An 18,048-nucleotide genomic window follows, 5' to 3' on the forward strand; every position below is an offset into this window, starting at 1 on the left:
CGCGTATCAGACGAAGTGGTCGAACGAGCCGAAGCGCTGCGACACCGGCGCGCCGGCCGAGTCGACGATACGCAGGCCGGCGTCGGCCTCGATGCGGCCGATGCGCGTGACGCGCGTTGAACTGTCCATGCCTGCCTGCCCGACCGCGTTGCGCGCCGAGGCGGGCGCGGTGAAGACCAGCTCGTAGTCGTCGCCGCCCGAGAGCGCGCAGGTGCGGCGCAGTTCCTCGCCCAGGTTGCCGGTGTCGACCGAGATCAGCGCAGTGGCCGCGTCCACGTCGAGCGTGGCGCCCACGCCGCTCGACGCGAGGATGTGGCCCAGGTCGCCGATCAGCCCGTCGCTCACGTCCACCGCCGAAGTGGCGATGCCGCGCAGGGCCTGCCCGAGCGCCACGCGTGGCGTGGGCTGCTCCATGCGCCTGCGCGCCGTGTCGAAGGCGTCCGCCGGCAGCGCGATCGTGCCCCGGAAAACCTCCAGCGCCAGCCGCGCCTCGCCCGGCGTGCCGCTCACCCAGATGTCGTCGCCCGCGCGCGCCCCCGAGCGCAGCAGCGCCGCGCCAGCCGGCACTTCACCGAACACGGTGATGCAGATGTTGAGCGGGCCGCGCGTGGTGTCGCCGCCCACCAGTTCGCAGCCGTGCATGTCGGCCAGCGCGAACAGCCCGCGCGAGAAGCCTTCGAGCCAGGGCTCGTCCACGCCCGGCAGCGCCAGTGCGAGCGTGAAGGCCAGCGGCTTCGCGCCGCAGGCGGCCAGGTCGCTCAGGTTCACCGCCAGCGCCTTGTGGCCCAGCCGGGCCGGATCGACGGTGGAAAGGAAGTGCCGTCCCTCGACCAGCATGTCGGAGGACACGGCCAGCTGCATGCCGGCAGCCGGCGCGAGCAATGCGCAGTCGTCGCCCACGCCCAGCGGCGAGCGTGTGGCGGGGCGCTTGAAGTAGCGTGCGATCAGGTCGAATTCACCCATGGGGGTAGAGCATAAGCGCTGCGGCGCGGCTCAGCCCTGCCCGCGGAACCTCAGCGCCGCCTGCCGCACCACCTCGGCCAGCAGCCGTTCCTTGCCCTGTTTCTCGCGCAGCCAGCGCGCGTCGTTGCGGTTCGATTCCACGCTGGTGCGCAGCTCACCCAGCGCCTTGGTGGCGTTGAGCGCCTCGCTGTGCCATTCGAGCTGGGTCATTGTCATCAGGATGTGGTCGCGCAGCGGCATGTGCTGGCCGGTGGCCGGGTCGACGTACACCGCGTCGAGGCCGAAGCGGCAGGCCTGGAAGCGGTTGTAGGTGTAGACGAGGTAGTCGTCTTCCGTCGGCTCGAAGGGCTGCTCCTGCAGGAACCATGCGGCCAGCGACTGCACGTAGCCGGCGAGCGCGGCGGCGCGCTCCACCGTGAGAGGCGTGTCGAACACGCGGATCTCGATGGTGCCGAACTCGGGCTTGGGGCGGATGTCCCAATAGAAGTCCTTCATGCTGCGCACGACGCCGGTGCGGGTCATGCGCTCGAAGTAGGCCTCGAACTCCTTCCAACTGGTGGTGAAGGGCGCGCGGCCCGACAGCGGGAACGCGAACACCGAGTTCAGCCGCGCAGAGTCGAACTGCGTGTCCTGCCCTTGCACGAAGGGCGAGGAAGCCGACAGCGCGATGAAGTGCGGGATGTAGCGCGACATGCGGTGCAGCATCAGGAGCGCCGCATCGGCATCGGGACAGCCGATATGCACGTGCTGGCCGAAGATGGTGAACTGCTTGCTCAGGTAGCCGTACAGCTCCGACAGCTCGCGAAAGCGCGGCTTGTCGTAGATGCGCCGCTCGTGCCACTGCTGGAAGGCGTGCGTGCCGCCGCCCACCACCGCGATGTTGAGCTTGTCGGCATTGCGGATGAGCGCCTCGCGGATGGGCGAGAGCTGCGTGATCACGTCCTGCGCCGAATGGCAGATGCCGGTCGAGATCTCGATCATGCTCGACGTCATCTCGGGCACCACGCTGCCGGGCAGCGGGGTCTGGGCCATGAGGCGCAGCATGTCCTCGGCGTAGGGGGCGAGGTCGTAGTCGTGCGTGTTCACGAGCTGCAGCTCGAGCTCCACGCCGAGCGACAGCGCCTCCGACTTGTTGAAGGGCTCGAGCTTGACCGCGCGGCTCTCGGGGTCCGCTGGCAGCGGCGCCGAGCGCACGTCGTCGCTGTCCGGGTCGATGGGGGTGGCTGCGGTGGTGCTCATCGCTGCGTGTCCTCGGTGATGCTGAAGGCCCGTGGCGCCCAGGGCACCGAACTCTCTCCCACCGCGTGGATGGCCAGGGTGGCGAGCACCGCGCCCACCACCTCCATCAGCAGGATCGACGGCAGCGCCACCTGCGTGATCATCGTGCCCAGCAGCGGCGAGGCGGTGGCGAAGTTGGAGGCGATGAGCAGCGCGATCGACGACAGCGGCGACATCGCGCAGCCGACCCAGAAGGCCTGCTTCCAGCTCGCGCCGCTGCCGGGGTTGGCGACCGCCACGCCGGCGATCTTGGTCAGCAGGCGGATGCCGATGACGGCCAGCACCACGCTGGCCACCGGCAGCGTCCAGTCGGCCTGCGCCGCGACGATGGACACCAGCACGAACATCAGCATGGTCAGCAACGAGGAGGCCGTGCCCAGCTGGCGCTGCCAGGCCCAGGGCTTGGGGTTGAGCGTCTTGAGCAGCACGCCGCCGATCAACGCCGCCAGCGGGGCGGAGCCGCCCACGTGCGCGGTGAGCGCCGCACCCGCCGCGATGATCGCCAGCAGCAGGATGGACGTGTTCTCGCTCGACGGGCTCATCACCCGCAGGGCGGAGCGCAGCGCCAGCGCCATGATCGCGCCCACCACGAAGGACAGGCCCAGCACCACCGCCACCGGGTAGAGCTTCTGCAGCATGGTCTGCGGCGCGCGCTCGATCAGGCCCGCCTGCGCATAGCCCAGCGCCAGCGCGTAGAAGGTGTTGAGCGTGGCCAGCGTCATTGCGCGCTCGGTCACGGGACCGGCGGCGCGGGTGTCGATGATCACGCGGCTGAGCACCGCCGGCGAGGCGACGATGGCCATCAGCGCGATCGGGTTGGCCACCGGCTCGGGCAGGCCCAGCAGCGTGAGCACCCAGTACACGCCGAAGTAGGTCAGCGTGGCCTCGAGCAGGCTCTGCACCAGCACCATCGGGTTGTGGCGGAACCAGCGCAGCGGCAGCCGCCCGCCCGCCTCGAACAGCACCACGGCCGCGCCGAGCTCGAGCAAAAAGAGGCTGATGCCGCGCAGCGGCCAGATCGCGCCCTCGAAGCCGGCGAAGCCGACCACGGCGCCCACCAGCGAATAGCCGATCACCTTGGGTAGCCCGAGGTAGCGTTGCACGAGATGGCCGGAGGCCGCCGCCGCCGCCAGCAGCAGCGACCAGAGCACGGTGGGCAGGCCGGCCGAGGGGCGCACCCACTCGGACCAGAAACCCAGCAGATCGTTGAGGAAGCTCGTCAAATTCATCCAGGAAGGAAAAAGCTCACCGGACGGCTGCGCCAGCGGGCCCAGATCGCGCTGCGGATGCGCGGTCACCGAGGCTCACGCTGTGCGCGCGCAGCGCCAGGCGGAAAGCGAAGTAGAAACTCACGCTCACATTGAGCGCGCCAATGACCGGGATCGCCGCCACCGCCCACCACAGCGCAGGCTGCTGCAACACCGATAGGCCGATGGATGCCGCCGCGGCGGCGATCTGTCCGGCCGACAGTGTCACGTGCCGCACGTCCAGCCCGAGCCCGAAGAAACCCGCGAACGCGGGCAGCAGCCCGAGCATGAGTCCCAGCGAGATGTTGGAGGCGAAGCCTGAAATGTTGGTGCGCATGAAATCGGCCCAGCGGCGGGCCCGTGCGGCGCCGAGAAAAGCGCCGATGCGGGGGTTGTAACGCATTGCAGAGTCCAGCCGATGCAGGACAAAGGCGTTTTCTGTCCATCCGGCGATGATGCTGGCCGAAAACAGCAGGATGCCGGTGATTGCCGCGAAAAGCGCGGTCGGGCCGGCCAGCGACAGCGATTTCAGCGTGGCCGCCGCGTGGGCGGCGTCCAGTAGCGGCCGCTCCAGCGCCAGTTGCGCCAGCAGCGCGATGGCCGCCACCGTCGGCACCACCACCAGCACGTTGCCCAGCACCGCCGCCACCTGCGAGCGCACCAGATTGGCGACTTCGTCGACGAAATCGTCCACCGCCGCGTCCGACTTGATGTCGCGCAGCCGCGCCGCCATGGCCGGCGCCGTCATCGCGGGCTGCTTGGTGGCCAGCGTCAGGTGCAGCAGCTGGATCGCGACGAAGCTGGCCGCGTACATCAGCCCCGAGCCCAGCCCGCTCCAGAAGGCCGACAGCCCCAGCGCGTAGATGCCGAACTTCAGCAGCACCGTGAGGGCAGTGAAGGCGCCGCCGCCGGCCGCCTTCTTCACCATCTGCAGGTAGCTGGCGCGGTCGCGGGTGATGTAGTGCTCGCCGGTCTCGGCGCTGCGCTCGGTCACCTTGGCGGCCAGCATCGACGAATTGGAGGCGATCAGCGCCCGGATGCTGTTGCGCTCGCCGCCGGCCAGTACCAGCCGCCCCACCAGCCGCGCCACGCTGGGCCCGGGGTTGGGCGCCATCAGGCAGTCGAGCAGCTCGCGGATGCGCAGCACCCGCTCGCGCAGCTGGCGCAACCGGAACACCAGCCCGACCGAGATGCCGTTGTCCTCCAGGTGCGTATAGACCGAGGCGGCGCCGGCGCGGCAGGCGTCCAGCCGGTCGCGGAAGGCCACGAAGGCGGCCTGCAGGGCCTCTTCGTCGCGCGGCTCGCCAGGGCGGTCGAACATCTGCTCGCGCAGCTCGTCCAGGTCGGCCATCAGCGAATGGAAGGGGCGCGTCTCGCCGACCGCATCGGTGCTCATGCGCAGGCGCAGCTCGGGCGAGAAGCCCGCGGCCACCACCTGGCTCGCACAGTAGGTGACGGCGTCCATCACCGTGTGGCGCCAGCGCGGGGCGCCGTCTTCGTCGAGCGCAGCGTCGGACAGCAGCGCGCCGATGCGGGCGAGCTGCGCCTCGTCGAGCAGCGCGATCCAGCCCGCGTCGAACACGCCGGGCAGCACCATGCGGAACAGGTCCGATGCATCGGTGGTCTCGGGCGTGCCGGGCAGGATCTTGCGGCGCAGCCGCTCGCTCAGCTCGCTCGCGAAGGCGGTGCGCGGGGCGAAGCCGTAGTCGGCCAGCAGCGTGGTCAGGTCGACCGTCTGCGTGAAGGCGCGCCACCAGGCGCGCAGCCGCTCGCGCAGCTCGGGCCGTGCCTCGACGGCGTCCAGCAGCAGCTGCACGCGGCCGATGGCGGCCTGCGGCGAGGCGCGGTCGCCGCGCACCCAGTCGAAGATGTTGATGAGCCAGATGTGGCGCTGCGCCACATCGGCCGCGGGGTCGAGGCCGGCAAGCAGCCCCTGCAAGTCGCGCGATGCGGCAGCCATGTCGGGGGGCGGGAGAAAAAGGGGAAGGGGCGCGCTGTGCCCAGGGCGTCAGCGCATCGGGGAATCAGTGCAGGACACGGGAGACGGGGGCTCCGCCGATGTCGGCCTCCAGCACGAACATGGGGATCGGCACGTCGAAGCGGTCGCCTTCCTCCGTCACCACGAAGTAGCTGCCGTGCATCGTGCCGCTGGGCGCCTGCAGGCGGCAGCCGCTGGTGTAGCGGAAGGTCTCGCCTGGCGCCAGCAGCGGCTGCTGGCCGATCACGCCCAGGCCCTTGACCTCCTGCGAATGCCCCGAGGCGTCGTTGATCAGCCAGTGGCGCGCGATCAGCTGGGCGGACACCGGACCCGTGTTCGTGATGGTGACCGTGTACGAGAAGGTGTAGATGTTGTCCTTGGCCGAAGACTGGTCGGCCAGGTAGCGCGGCTCGACTTGTACGCTGAAAGGGCTGTGTGACATGGGGCGGATGGTAACGGAGGCTAACGGAGGCCTTTTGTCGGGCTTGCGCCGGCTGCGAGAATCGGGGCCATGAGCACCCCGTTCCGCATCGCGCCCTCCATCCTGTCCGCCGACTTCGCGCACCTCGGCAAAGAACTGACCGACGTGATCGCCGCCGGCGCCGACTGGATCCATTTCGACGTGATGGACAACCACTACGTACCGAACCTGACCTTCGGCCCGATGATCTGCCAGGCGCTCAAGCCCTACGCCAAGACGGCGGACGGCACGCCGGTGCCGATCGACGTGCATCTCATGATCCAGCCGGTCGACGCACTGGCGGCCTCTTTCGCGCAAGCGGGCGCCGACTACATCAGCTTCCACCCCGACGCCTCGCCCCACACGCACCGCAGCATCCAGGCGATCAAGGCGGCCGGCTGCAAGGCCGGGCTGGTGTTCAACCCCGGGCTGGGCCTGGAGGCGCTGGACTGGGCCATCGACGACATCGATCTCATCCTGATCATGAGCGTCAACCCCGGTTTCGGCGGCCAGAGCTTCATCGACTCGGCCCTGCGCAAGATCGAGCAGGCGCGCAAGCGCATCGAGCAGAGCGGGCGCGACATCCGCCTGGAAGTGGACGGCGGCATCAAGGCCGACAACATCGCGCGCGTGGCCTCGGCCGGCGCCGACACCTTCGTGGCCGGCAGCGCGATCTTCAACGCCAAGGACTACGGCGCCGTCATCTCCGAGATGCGCAGGCAGCTCGCTGGCGTCGTCAGCGCCTGACCTTGTCGTTGTAGACGCGGTCCGTCACCGGGCCGCGGTCGGTGTCGACCAGCCCGCGCTCCACGTCGTCATGGGCCTTGCGGCCCACGTCGGGCGGACGGCCCTCCTGCGTTTGCTGGCTGTCGGACGACTGGTCGCGCTCGTGCGGCAGGCGCGGCGACGATTCCCCGCCTTGCTCCACCTTGGTGTTGCCACCGCCGTCATCCTTCTTCAGCGGATCGGCGGGCTGTGCCTTGACGGCCTTGCTCTTGCTGTTCATGCATGCACTCCTATGCATTCCTTTGACAGCGATCGAGCCTGCCCCGCCAGCGCCGCCGGCCCGGTAGGACAGGCGAGGCAGCCCCTGTAGGCGGCTCCTCGGCGCGGCTTCCCGGCCGCTGGTGCTATGAAACGAATAGCGCCTTTGCGTGCAGGGAAAGGGCTCCGCAATAATCCCCGGATGTCTTCCGATCCTTTCGCCGGCGCGGCCACCGACAGCCTGCGCATCCATTCGTTCGCCTCGCTCAACCCCGGTCCCCGCCTGCTCGTGATGGGCGGCGTGCATGGCGACGAGATCTCCGGCACCCTGGGCATCGAGCGCGTGCTGGGCGAGTTCGAGGCCGGCTCGCTGCGGCTGCTGCGCGGCGAGCTGACCATGGTGCCGGTGGCCAATCCGCTGGCGCGCAGGCGCCTGCAGCGCGAGGGCGAGCGCAACCTCAACCGCCTGTTCCGCCCGACCGAGTCCCCCGCCGACTACGAAGCCCGCGTGACCAACGTGCTGGCCCCGATCATCGAACGCCACGAGGTGCTCTTGGACCTGCACTCCTTCCAGAGCGAAGGCGAGGCCTTCGCGATGATCGGTCCGCGCGACAACACCGGCACGCTGGAGCCCTTCGCCCGCTCGTACGAGGAAGGCCAGCTCGCGCTGCACATCGGCACGCCCATCGTGGTGGAAGGCTGGCTCGACATCTACGCCGCCGGCATCGCGCAGCGCGCGGGGGGCGCGCCGGCCAGCGAGGCCGAGCTCGACTTCGGCCGGGGCACCAACGAATTCATCCGCAGCCGCGGCGGCTACGGCGTCACCCTCGAATGCGGCCAGCACCTCGACCCGCAGGCGCCCGAGGTGGCGTGGCGCGCCATCCGCCGCACGCTGGCGCTGCTGGGCATGGCCGAGCTGCCCGAGGGGCTCTCCGGCGGCCCCGCGCAGCCGCCCAAGCTGCTGCGCCTGGCCAGCGTGACCGACCGTCTGCACGAGGAAGACAGCTTCGTGCGCGACTGGGCCACCTTCGACGAAGTGCAGCGCGGCGAGCCCATCGGCATGCGCCACGACGGCACGCTGCTGAGCGCGCCCGACGACGGCTTCATCGTGTTCCCCAACGCGATGGCGCTGCCGGGCGCCGAGTGGTTCTACTTCGCGCGCCCGAGCGAGCGCCAGCTGGGGCCGGTGGCCGGCCCAACCGACGGCACCGGCGCGGCCTGACGGCGCCTGGGGCCGCGTTCCTACATCGCGCGGCGCGGCGCAGCGCAAATTCAAGGGTGAAGGAGTGTGCACATGCCCGTCACCAAGAAAGCACCCGCGCCGCGCGTCCTGTGGAAGGGCGCGATCAGCTTCGGCCTCGTCCACATCCCGGTGGCGCTCTACTCGGCCACCACCGACCACGGCATCGACTTCGACTGGCTCGACAAGCGGACCATGGACCCGGTCGGCTACAAGCGCATCAACAAGAAGACCGGCAAGGAGATCGCGCGCGAGCAGATCGTGAAGGGCGTCGAGTACGAGAGCGGCGAGTACGTCGTGCTCAGCGACAAGGAGATCGCCGCCGCCTACCCGAAGACCACCCAGACCATCGAGATCGAGAGCTTCGTGCCGGCCAACGGCATTCCCTTCGTGTACCTGGAGCGCCCCTATTACGTGGCGCCCATCAACCGCGGCGCCAAGGTGTATGCGCTGCTGCGCGAGACCCTGCAGCGCAGCGGGCGCGTGGGCGTGGCCCGCGTCGTGATCCAGACCAAGCAGCACCTGGCGGCGCTGGTGCCCGTGGGCCCCGGCCTCGTGCTGAACCTGCTGCGCTGGGGCGCCGATATCCGCCCCTGGACCGACCTGCCGCTGCCCTCCGAAGACGTGAAGAAGGCCGGCCTGCGCCCGCGCGAGCTCGAGATGGCGAAGGAACTGGTCGAGGACATGAGCGCCGACTGGGACCCCGACGAATTCCGCGACGAGTTCAAGGACGAGATCCTGCGCCTGGTCGACAGGAAGGTGAAGGCCGGCCAGACCGAGACCGTCACCCAGCCCGAACCCGAGGAGGGCGAACAGGCAACCGAAGGCCGCGGCGCCAAGGTCATCGACCTGACCGAACTGCTCAAGCGCAGCCTGCGCAAGGGCGGCGGCGGTGGCGGCAGGCCGAAGGACGAAGATACCGACGCCGACGAGGATGCCGAGGAAGAGCCTCAACCCAGGCGGCTCAGGCAACCCGCCGCGAAGAAGCGCAGTGCCGCCGCTAAGAAGAGTGCCGGCACCGCGGCCCGTCACCGCCGCGCCGCCTGATCCGCGCAGGACCGGACACCATGGCACGCACCGCATCGTCTTCATCCTCCGCAAAGGCGCTCGCGCGCTATCACGGCAAGCGCGACTTCTCCCGCACGCCGGAACCCAAGGCCGGCGGCCGGCCCGGCAAGGGCGCGCTGGGCTTCGTCATCCAGAAGCACCACGCGAGCCATCTGCACTACGACTTCAGGCTGGAGCTCGACGGCACGCTCAAGAGCTGGGCCGTGCCCAAGGGCCCCTGCCTCGACCCCGGCGTGAAGCGCATGGCGGTGCACGTCGAAGACCACCCCATCTCGTACGCCGATTTCGAGGGCACCATTCCGCCGAAGCAGTACGGCGCAGGCACCGTCATCGTCTGGGACCGCGGCGACTGGCTGCCCGAAGGCGATGCGCGCAAGGCGCTCGCGGCCGGCAAGCTCAAGTTCGAGCTGTGCGGCGAGAAGCTGCACGGGCACTGGACACTTGTGCGCATGCACGGCAAGGGCGACGAATCGCACGAGCCCTGGCTGCTCATCAAGGAGCGCGACGGCGAGGCCCGTGCGCTCGATGACTACGACGTGGTGGAAGAAGAACCCGCGAGCGTGATCACCGGCCTGGGCGTCGACGAGGTGGGACAGGCGCCGAGGAAGAAGGCGAAGGCGGCAAGCAGCACGCCGTCGAAGAAGGAGGCCCCTCGGAAGAAGAAGAGAAGAAAGCCGTGCTGCCCGCCGCCCTCGAACCCCAGCTCGCCACCCTCGCGTCGTCTCCACCCTCAGCGCCGGCCGACTGGCTCTACGAGCTCAAGTTCGACGGCTACCGCCTGCTGGCGCGCATCGACGAGAAGGGCAAGGTCCACTGCTTCACCCGCAACGGGCACGACTGGAGCGCGAAGCTGCCCGCGCTCGTCGAGGCTCTCTCCGGGCTGGGCATCCGCTCGGCCTGGCTCGACGGCGAGATCACGGTCGACGGCCCCAACGGCGCGCCCGACTTCCAGGCGCTGCAGAACGCCTTCGACCGCGGCGCCACCTCGTCCATCGTCTACTGGCTCTTCGACGCGCCCTTTCTCGACGGCGAGGACCTGCGCGACCTGCCCGTCGAGGAGCGCCGCGAGAGGCTCGCCGCGGTGCTGGCCGGCCGCCCGCCCTCGCCGCAGCTGCGCCTGAGCGAAGCCTTCGACGCCTCGCCGCGCGACCTGCTCGCGTCCTCCGCGCGCATCGGCTTCGAGGGCATCGTGGCCAAGCGCAAGGGCTCGCCCTACGTATCGCGCCGCTCGCCCGACTGGATCAAGCTCAAGAACCAGCAGCGCCAGGAGTTCGTGATCGGCGGCTACACCGCGCCCAAGGGCACGCGCGCCGGCTTCGGCGCCCTGCTGCTCGGGGTGTACGACGAAGACGGCGGGCGGCTGCGCTACTGCGGCAACGTGGGCACGGGCTTCGACGCGAGCCGCCTCGCCGACATCAAGGCCAAGCTCGACCGGCTGGCCACCGACGACTGTCCCTTCGAGCCCGTGCCGCGCGGCGTGAAGGCCCAGTGGGTCAAGCCCTCGCTGGTGGCCGAGGTTTCCTTCGGCGAATGGACGCGCGAGCATCGCGTGCGCCAGGCCGTCTTCCAGGGCCTGCGCAGCGACAAGCCGGCGCGCGAGATCCGGCGGGAGCAGCCGCAGCGCGTGCGCACGATCGAGGCGCAGGCGGCCAAGGTTCCCGTGAAGAGCGAAAGCGCCGGCAGCGGCACCCGCAACGCAGGAGGAAGAAGCAAGTCCATGGCACAGAAGATCACCCACGCCGACCGCGTGATCGACAAGCACAGCGGGCTTACCAAGGGCGAGCTCGCCGCCTACTACGACAGCGTGTCGAAGCTCATGCTGCCGCACCTGCGCGGCCGGCCGGTGTCGCTGGTGCGCGCGCCCGACGGCGTGGGCGGCGAGTTGTTCTTCCAGAAGCACCTGCAGGCGCGCGAGATTCCCGGCGTGAACCAGCTCGACCCCGCGCTCGACCCGGGCCACGAGCCGCTGCTGCAGATCGACAGGAAGGAAGGGCTGCTCGGCGCGGCGCAGATGAACGTGATCGAGCTGCACACCTGGAACGCCACCTCCAGCGACATCGGCAGGCCCGACCGCATGACCTTCGACCTCGACCCGGGCGAGGGCGTGCAATGGCCGCAGATCCAGGAGGCCGCGATGCTGGTGCGCACGCTGCTCGACGAGCTGGACCTGCCCGCCTTCCTGAAGACCAGCGGCGGCAAGGGGCTGCACGTGGTGGTGCCGGTGCGCCGGCAGTACGACTGGGACACCGTCAAGGGCTTCTCGCAGGCCGTGGTGGCGCACCTTGCGCAGACCATTCCGGCGCGCTTCGTCGCCAAGAGCGGGCCGCGCAACCGCGTGGGCAAGGTCTTCGTCGACTACCTGCGCAACGGCTTCGGCGCCACCACCGTGAGCGCATGGTCGGCGCGCTCGCGTCCGGGGCTGGGCGTGTCGGTACCGCTCGACTGGGACGAGCTGCCCTCGCTCGCCGGTCCGGCGCAATGGACCGTCGCCAACGTGGCGGAGCGCTTCGAGATCGGCAACAAGCCCTGGGCCGGCATGGAGCGCAGCCGCAGGAGCCTCAAGGCAGCGATGAAGCTGCTGGGCTACGAGCCGGGCTGAGGCTGCCGCTCGCTCTTCAGCCGGTCGCTCCTCAGCCGAGCGCCTCCTCCGTCGTCACCTCGAAGCGCTTCAGCGTGTTCGCCCCGAAAACCATGGTGATCGGCACGTCCGCCGCGTCGCGACCGCGCGCGATCACGATGCGGCCGATGCGCGGCGTGTTGTGCCGCGCGTCGAAGGTGTGCCAGCGCTCGCCCAGGTAGACCTCGAACCATGCGCTGAAGTCCATCGGATAGGGCGCTGGCGGCACGCCGATGTCGCCCAGGTAGCCCGTCACGTAGCGCGCCGGAACGTTCATGGCGCGGCACAGCGTGATCGCCAGGTGCGTGAAGTCGCGGCACACGCCGGTGCCTTCGCGAAACCCCTCGAGCGCGGTGCGCGTGGGCCGGGCGTTGCCGTAGTCGAAGCGAAGGTGCCGGTGCACGAAGTCGCAGATCGCCTGCACCCGCGGCCAGCCGGGCGCCGCGTGCGAGAAGCTGTCCCAGGCGAACTGCAGCAGCTCGCTGTCGACCTCGCAGTAGCGGCTGGGCAGCAGGAAGGGCAGCGTCTCCACCGGCAGGTCGGCGGTGGCGTGCTGGCGGGCGCCGTAGTCGACCGGGTCGGGCTGGCCGGTGTCGTACACCAGCGCCTGGTTGCGCAGGCGCACGCTCTCCACATCCGGCGGTATGCGCACGCGCGCGCAACGGTTGCCGAAGCTGTCGAGGTAGTGGTCGGTGTGCAGCGAGGGGCTGAGCACGAGGTTCTCGCCGCCTTGCAGGTCCCGGGCGCGCGAGGGGTGTACCTGCAGCATGTGGATCAGCGCCGTGGGTGCCGTCACCTGCAGTTCGATGTCGAAGCCGATTCTGATCAACATGGTCGCTCCATGCTATGCAGCCGCGCACGCGGCTTCCACGGGCCGCGCCCGCGAAGCGTCGTAGGCGGGCGCGATGCGGTGTCGGCGCGCGCCTACCGCGCCCACGCGTTTTCTCCCACAAAGGTGGAAGGGGCGCCACTACGGTGCGCGGGCGTTGCAAAACATAACCTTCGGATTCCTGCAAGTTCATCCGCCATCAGAGGGGCGCAATCCGGAGGGGAAATCATGGAGTTTTCAACACTTTTCGATTCGTTCACCACCACCTGGGGCGACGAGATCCTCATGTGGGGCGTGGCCGCCGTCGCCAGCTGCATCTGCCTCATTGCCGTGGTGAACGTGCTCGACATGTTCCTCGACAACGGCGAGGCAGGCTGACGAGGCCCCTTTTTCCTCTCACGAACCTTCACCAATGAAAGATCCTGGCAAGTCCACGATGTCACCTCAGAACAGGGCCGCCGCGGGCCGCCGCGCCGGCGCCGCGAAGGCCGGCGCCGGCGACGCCGCCAATCCCAAGCAGCAGCAACTGGAGGGTTTCACCGTCGAGCACCCGACGACCCTCACCACCAACCAGGGCCTGCAGCTCCCGGACAACCACAACTCGCTGAAGGCCGGCGCGCGCGGTCCTACGCTGCTCGAAGACTTCATCCTGCGCGAGAAGATCACGCACTTCGACCACGAGCGCATTCCGGAGCGCGCGGTGCATGCGCGCGGATCGGCGGCGCACGGCTACTTCCAGGTCTACAAGTCGATGTCGCAGTTCACCTGCGCCGACTTCCTGCAGGACCCGGAGGCCAAGACGCCTGTCTTCGTGCGCTTCTCCACCGTGGCCGGCTCGCGCGGCTCGGCCGACACGGTGCGCGACGTGCGCGGCTTCGCCGTCAAGTTCTACACCCGCGAGGGCAACTACGACCTCGTGGGCAACAACATCCCGGTGTTCTTCATCCAGGACGCGATCAAGTTCCCCGACCTGATCCACGCCGTCAAGCCCGAGCCGCACCACGAGATGCCGCAGGCCGCGAGCGCGCACGACACCTTCTGGGACTTCGTCTCGCTGATGCCCGAGAGCACGCACATGCTGATGTGGGCGATGAGCGACCGCGCCATCCCGCGCAGCCTGCGCATGATGGAAGGCTTCGGCGTGCACACCTTCCGCTTCATCAACAGCCGCGGCGAGAGCCACTTCGTGAAGTTCCACTGGAAGCCCAAGCTCGGCGTGCACGGCCTCGCCTGGGACGAGGCGCAGAAGATCGCCGGCAAGGACCCCGACTTCCACCGCCGCGACCTGTGGGAGGCCATCGAGAACGGCGACTTCCCGGAGTGGGAGCTCGGCGTGCAGCTGATACCGCAGGACAAGGAACACTCGCTGGGCTTCGACCTGCTCGACCCCACCAAGCTCATCCCCGAGGAGATGGTGCCGGTGCAGAAGATCGGCCGGCTGGTGCTCAACCGCAACCCCGACAACTTCTTCGCCGAGACCGAGCAGGTGGCCTTCCACCCCGGCCACCTCGTGCCCGGCATCGACTTCACGAACGACCCGCTGCTGCAGGGGCGCCTCTTCTCGTACACCGACACGCAGATCTCGCGCCTGGGCGGCGCCAACTTCCACGAACTGCCCATCAACAAGGCCGTGTGCCCCTTCCACAACTTCCAGCGCGACGGCATGCACCGCCAGACCATCGCGCGCGGCCAGGTGGCCTACGAGCCCAATACGCTGGGCAGCGGCACCGAGTTCCGCGTGGACGGCGGCAGCCACGGCTTCCAGTCGTTCCCCGAGGAGATCCATCCGCCCAAGGTGCGGCGGCGCAGCGCTTCGTTCGACGACCACTTCACGCAGGCGCGCCTGTTCTTCGAGAGCCAGAGCGCGGCAGAGAAGGAGCACATCGTCGCGGCCTTCCGCTTCGAGCTGTCGAAGCTGGAGGTGCCGGCCATCCGCCAGCGCATGGTCGACAACCTCGCGCACGTGGACGAGAAGCTCGCGCGCCGCGTGGCCGAGCCGCTGGGCATCGGCGAACCCGATGCCAAGGCGGCGGCCGGCCGCGCGGGCTTTCGCGACCACCGCATCGCGCTGCCCATCGAGGAGTCGCCCGCGCTGAGCATGGCCGACACCGGCGACGGCTCGGTGCGCACGCGCAAGGTCGCGATCATCGTGGCCGACGGCGTCGACTCCGCCTCGCTCAAGCCCATACGCGACGCGCTCGAGCAGGCCGGCGCGCGCTGCAAGGTGGTGGGCCCGCGCCTGGGCACCGTGGCGAGCGCATCCAGGCGCCAGATCGAGGTGGACGCCACCTTCGCCAACACGCCCTCGGTGATGTTCGACGCGGTGCTCGTGCCCGCCGGTGCCGAGGGCGCTGCGGCGCTCTCGGGCATGGGCGACGCGGTGCACTTCGTGCTGGAGGCCTACAAGCACTGCAAGGCGATCTGCACGGTGGGCGAGGGCGCGCGGCTGCTGTCCACGCTCGGCATCGACGAGCAGACCTCGCCCGAGGACGCACCCGCCGGCGTGGTGGTGGCCGCGACGCCGGTCACCAACCTGGGCGACAGCTCCAGCGCCACGGAGATCGCGCAGCGCTTTGCCGCGGCCATCGCGAAGCACCGGCACTGGGACCGCGCGAACATCGACGCCGTGCCGGCCTGAGCGGTCTTGTCGCCGCCGGCGGCTACGTGCTGCCGGCAGCCTGCCGCGGCGGCCACTCGATGCGTTCGGGAGGCGCGGCCGGCGGCCGGCTCGTCCACTCCTTCAGGCAGGCCTTCGAACAGCACGGCCACCAGCCGAGCGGTCCGCATTCCACGGCCTGGCCGCAACCCGCCACGCACAGGCTGGACCTGCGGTGGAGCCTCGACGCATCGCCCGGTGGGGCCGCGATTTCGACGCGCGGCTTCATGCGTATGCGTGGGCGCTGGCAGGCGCCCGACGACGATGATCTGACATGGAACTCCCTGGTTCGGCCCGCTGTTCAGGTGCGGGCTCTGAGGCGCGCATTATGTAAGCCGATGTGTCCGGCGCGGGGCGCCATCGCAAGATCTGCGGTATGCCGTGACCGAATGCGCAGGGCTCGTCCTTCGGCGGCATGCCGACTGATGGTTAGTTCTTTAGCCCTAGACCGTATTGCGAATAGGCGCGGCTGGGGGCCCCTCCTGGACTTTCCCCCCGAGGCCTGAACGGCGCGCACTCCCGCGACGTCGATGGTCCGCCGCGGCGGGCCCACAGGGCCAGACGCGGGGGTCCAATGGCGTGGTTTTCGAGATGGGGATGGGGGCGCCCTGCACGTCGTCGTGCTGGCATCGCAGGTGCGCTCGGTCTGGCCGGCATTCTTCTGGCGGGCTACTGCCTTCCGGCAGCGGCGCAGCAGGCGCCGAGCGCCGAAGCCGCCGCCAGCAAGGCCGAGCAGGCCCGCCTCGCGGACACCGACACGCTGCTGGCGCTGACCAGCGAAGGCGCGGTGCTCTACGGGCAGGACTCGGTCAAGCTCTCGGGCTATCAATACTGCAGCCAGGCCGTCGCGCTGGCCGAGGCGGGCGAGTTCCGCCAGAGCGTGCGCGCCGCGAGCAAGGCGCTGCACCTGGCCAACGCGACCAACGATCCGAACCTCATGGCCATGGCCAACCGCGACCTGGCCATCGTCTACAGCTACTCGGGCCAGCTCGAGAAGGCCGAGGAGTTCGCGCGCGAGGCGCTCAGGCACCAGGCGCGCGACCCCAAGCTGGTGGTCGGCCCGGTGCAGAAGGTGATCGGCGACGTGCGATCGCGACGCGGCGACTATTCCGGCGCGGTGCTCAGCTATGACGAGGCGCTGGCCAACAGCTCGCAGCGCTATGCGCCGCTGGTGCAGGCATCGCTGGTCAATGCGCTGATCGAATCGGGCGATCCGGCGCGGGCGCGCGAGGTGCTCGGCACCATGGCCCCGCCGAAGGACGCCCCGCTCACCGCGCAGCTCGACCGCACCCGCGCCCGGCTGCTGCTGGCCGAGAACAAACCCGCCGAGGCGCGCGATGCCTACCGCGCGCTCACCGCGCGGCAGGTGGGCGCCGACACCGAGTACTACCGCCTCTGGGCCTGGGACGGCGTGGCGAGAAGCGAACTCGCGCTGGGCCAGAAGCAGGCCGCCGCCGAGGCCGTGGGCCGCGCGCTGGGCGACGTCGACAAGGTGCGCGCGCGCTTTCGCAGCGAGGAATTCAAGATGGGCCTGTTCTCGGACCTGCAGACGGTGTTCGAGCGCGGCGTGTCCATCTACAGCGACGCGGGCGATGCGCGCCAGGCCTTCGAGGTGAGCGAGCACAGCCGCTCGCGCGCGCTGCTCGACGCGGTGCGCGGCCGCGCGAAGATCAACGAGCAGGCCGCCAACACAGTCGACCTCGCCACGCTGCAGCGCACGCTGGCGGCCGATGAGCGCGTGGTGCAGTTCCATTCGCTGCCCGACCGCCTCGTGGTGTGGGTGGTGGGGCCGGACAGCATCGTGGAGAAGACCGTGGCGGTGAAGCGCGACGAGCTCAACGAGCTGGTCGAGACCTTCCGCAATTCCATCGTGCGCGGCCGGCGCACCGCCATCACCAACGCCGACAAGCTGGGCGCCGCACTGCTCGGGCCACTGGGCCTTGCGCCGGGCCAGCGTCTGGTGGTGGTGCCGCACGGGCCGCTGCACTACCTGCCGTTCCAGGCGCTGCGGCTGGACGGCCGCTACATCATCGAGACGCATCCTGTGGCGGTGGCGCCTTCCATGAGCATCGCGGTGCAGCTCGCGCAGCGCACGCCGCGCGTGAACGCCTCGCTCACCGCCTTCGGCAATCCGCGCATCGAGGACAAGTACGACCTGCCCGGCGCCGAGACCGAGGTGAAGCAGCTCGCGCGGCTCTTCCCGCGCAACACGCTGTACATGGGCGCGGCCGCCACCAAGACGCAGTTCCGCGACGTGGCCGCGCGCTCGCCGCTGATGCACGTGGCGGCGCATGCCGAGGCCGATGCGGTCGATCCGCTCTATTCGCGCATCCTGCTGGCCAACGAGGGCGGCAAGCAGAACTTCCTGGAGGCGCACGAGATCCTCGGGCTGCCGATGGACGGCACCGCGCTGGTCACGCTCTCGGCCTGCGAATCGGGCCTGGGGCGCATCGCGCAGGGCGACGAGGTGCTGGGCTTCACGCGTTCCTTTCTTTCTGCCGGCAGCTCCAGCCTGATCGCGTCGCTGTGGCCGGTGTCGGACGACGCCACCGCGGTGCTCATGGGCACGCTCTACGGCGAGCTCTCGAAGGGCCGCGACATCCAGAAGGCCATGCAGGCCGGGCAGCTCGCGGTGCTGAAGGATCCCAAGATGTCCCATCCCTTCTTCTGGGCGCCGTTCAACCTGATCGGCAACTGGCGTCTGACGGTGGGCAACTGACATGAAAAC

General features: G+C 69.6%; 12 protein-coding genes and 2 pseudogenes. 7 read left to right on the forward strand and 7 right to left on the reverse strand.

The features are described from left to right. Nucleotides 1-6: 6 nt before the first annotated feature. The 5 genes and pseudogenes from thiL to apaG form a co-directional block, all read right to left on the reverse strand. On the reverse strand, nt 7-963 hold the full coding sequence (gene thiL / locus ACHMXA_RS06670) for a thiamine-phosphate kinase (protein ID WP_395319508.1): 957 nt from the start codon (nt 961-963) through the stop codon (nt 7-9). Between the two features lie 30 nt (nt 964-993). Next, a complete protein-coding gene (locus ACHMXA_RS06675; protein WP_176666015.1) occupies nt 994-2,202 on the reverse strand; it encodes a YbdK family carboxylate-amine ligase in 1,209 nt (402 codons plus the stop codon). Further along, nucleotides 2,199-3,470: a cation:proton antiporter gene (locus tag ACHMXA_RS06680; protein WP_395319510.1), complete on the reverse strand. Its 1,272-nt coding sequence runs from the start codon at nt 3,468-3,470 to the stop codon at nt 2,199-2,201. Before ACHMXA_RS06680 ends, ACHMXA_RS06675 begins: the two co-directional genes overlap by 4 nt. Beyond that, nucleotides 3,467-5,448: pseudogene (locus ACHMXA_RS06685) on the reverse strand (site-specific recombinase). Before ACHMXA_RS06685 ends, ACHMXA_RS06680 begins: the two are co-directional and overlap by 4 nt. 64 nt (nt 5,449-5,512) lie before the next feature. Next, a complete protein-coding gene (gene apaG / locus ACHMXA_RS06690; protein WP_176666018.1) occupies nt 5,513-5,908 on the reverse strand; it encodes a Co2+/Mg2+ efflux protein ApaG in 396 nt (131 codons plus the stop codon). A gap of 69 nt (nt 5,909-5,977) precedes the next feature. Between apaG and rpe the strand changes: the two genes are divergently transcribed. After that, nucleotides 5,978-6,673 (forward strand): ribulose-phosphate 3-epimerase, encoded by a 696-nt coding sequence (gene rpe / locus ACHMXA_RS06695; RefSeq protein ID WP_395319513.1) that lies wholly within the window; start codon nt 5,978-5,980, stop codon nt 6,671-6,673. On the opposite strand, the gene ACHMXA_RS06700 is transcribed toward rpe, so the two are convergent. Beyond that, nucleotides 6,663-6,932, reverse strand: a complete 270-nt coding sequence (locus ACHMXA_RS06700; RefSeq protein ID WP_395319515.1) for a hypothetical protein — start codon at nt 6,930-6,932, stop codon at nt 6,663-6,665. The two genes, rpe and ACHMXA_RS06700, sit on opposite strands and share 11 nt — an antisense overlap. A 180-nt stretch (nt 6,933-7,112) precedes the next feature. On the opposite strand from ACHMXA_RS06700, the gene ACHMXA_RS06705 reads away from it, so the two are divergent. The 3 genes and pseudogenes from ACHMXA_RS06705 to ligD all read left to right on the forward strand — a co-directional run bounded on the left by ACHMXA_RS06705 (nt 7,113) and on the right by ligD (nt 11,817). Further along, the gene (locus ACHMXA_RS06705; RefSeq protein ID WP_395319517.1) at nt 7,113-8,132 is read left to right on the forward strand and encodes a succinylglutamate desuccinylase/aspartoacylase family protein; all 1,020 of its coding nucleotides are present in this window, start codon (nt 7,113-7,115) and stop codon (nt 8,130-8,132) included. Between the two features lie 72 nt (nt 8,133-8,204). Further along, complete coding sequence (locus ACHMXA_RS06710; RefSeq protein ID WP_395319519.1) at nt 8,205-9,197, forward strand: Ku protein; 993 nt, start codon at nt 8,205-8,207, stop codon at nt 9,195-9,197. Nucleotides 9,198-9,217: 20 nt separating this feature from the next. After that, nucleotides 9,218-11,817: pseudogene (ligD, locus tag ACHMXA_RS06715) on the forward strand (DNA ligase D). Nucleotides 11,818-11,848: 31 nt separating this feature from the next. Here the strand turns inward: ligD and ACHMXA_RS06720 are convergent. Continuing rightward, the gene (locus ACHMXA_RS06720; RefSeq protein ID WP_395319521.1) at nt 11,849-12,667 is read right to left on the reverse strand and encodes a transglutaminase family protein; all 819 of its coding nucleotides are present in this window, start codon (nt 12,665-12,667) and stop codon (nt 11,849-11,851) included. A gap of 225 nt (nt 12,668-12,892) precedes the next feature. On the opposite strand from ACHMXA_RS06720, the gene ACHMXA_RS06725 reads away from it, so the two are divergent. The 3 genes from ACHMXA_RS06725 to ACHMXA_RS06735 all read left to right on the forward strand — a co-directional run bounded on the left by ACHMXA_RS06725 (nt 12,893) and on the right by ACHMXA_RS06735 (nt 18,039). Then, entirely contained in the window at nt 12,893-13,042 is a 150-nt protein-coding gene (locus tag ACHMXA_RS06725) for a hypothetical protein (protein WP_395319523.1), read from the forward strand. Nucleotides 13,043-13,100: 58 nt separating this feature from the next. Beyond that, nucleotides 13,101-15,302, forward strand: a complete 2,202-nt coding sequence (gene katE, locus ACHMXA_RS06730) for a catalase HPII (RefSeq protein ID WP_176666026.1) — start codon at nt 13,101-13,103, stop codon at nt 15,300-15,302. 592 nt (nt 15,303-15,894) lie between these two features. Beyond that, nucleotides 15,895-18,039, forward strand: a complete 2,145-nt coding sequence (locus ACHMXA_RS06735) for a CHAT domain-containing protein (RefSeq protein ID WP_395319525.1) — start codon at nt 15,895-15,897, stop codon at nt 18,037-18,039. Nucleotides 18,040-18,048: the final 9 nt, after the last annotated feature.

It is taken from the genome of Variovorax sp. UC74_104 (assembly GCF_044055375.1).
In the GTDB taxonomy this organism is placed as follows: domain Bacteria; phylum Pseudomonadota; class Gammaproteobacteria; order Burkholderiales; family Burkholderiaceae_C; genus Variovorax.

Bases quoted from the DNA above. Each gene is read 5' to 3' on its own strand.
- ACHMXA_RS06700 (WP_395319515.1), bottom strand. From the start codon at position 6,932: ATGAACAGCAAGAGCAAGGCCGTCAAGGCACAGCCCGCCGATCCGCTG.
- ACHMXA_RS06680 (WP_395319510.1), bottom strand. From the start codon at position 3,470: ATGAATTTGACGAGCTTCCTCAACGATCTGCTGGGTTTCTGGTCCGAG.
- thiL (WP_395319508.1), bottom strand. From the start codon at position 963: ATGGGTGAATTCGACCTGATCGCACGCTACTTCAAGCGCCCCGCCACA.
- rpe (WP_395319513.1), top strand. From the start codon at position 5,978: ATGAGCACCCCGTTCCGCATCGCGCCCTCCATCCTGTCCGCCGACTTC.
- ACHMXA_RS06705 (WP_395319517.1), top strand. From the start codon at position 7,113: ATGTCTTCCGATCCTTTCGCCGGCGCGGCCACCGACAGCCTGCGCATC.
- ACHMXA_RS06720 (WP_395319521.1), bottom strand. From the start codon at position 12,667: ATGTTGATCAGAATCGGCTTCGACATCGAACTGCAGGTGACGGCACCC.
- katE (WP_176666026.1), top strand. From the start codon at position 13,101: ATGTCACCTCAGAACAGGGCCGCCGCGGGCCGCCGCGCCGGCGCCGCG.
- ACHMXA_RS06735 (WP_395319525.1), top strand. From the start codon at position 15,895: ATGGCGTGGTTTTCGAGATGGGGATGGGGGCGCCCTGCACGTCGTCGT.
- ACHMXA_RS06710 (WP_395319519.1), top strand. From the start codon at position 8,205: ATGCCCGTCACCAAGAAAGCACCCGCGCCGCGCGTCCTGTGGAAGGGC.
- apaG (WP_176666018.1), bottom strand. From the start codon at position 5,908: ATGTCACACAGCCCTTTCAGCGTACAAGTCGAGCCGCGCTACCTGGCC.
- ACHMXA_RS06725 (WP_395319523.1), top strand. From the start codon at position 12,893: ATGGAGTTTTCAACACTTTTCGATTCGTTCACCACCACCTGGGGCGAC.
- ACHMXA_RS06675 (WP_176666015.1), bottom strand. From the start codon at position 2,202: ATGAGCACCACCGCAGCCACCCCCATCGACCCGGACAGCGACGACGTG.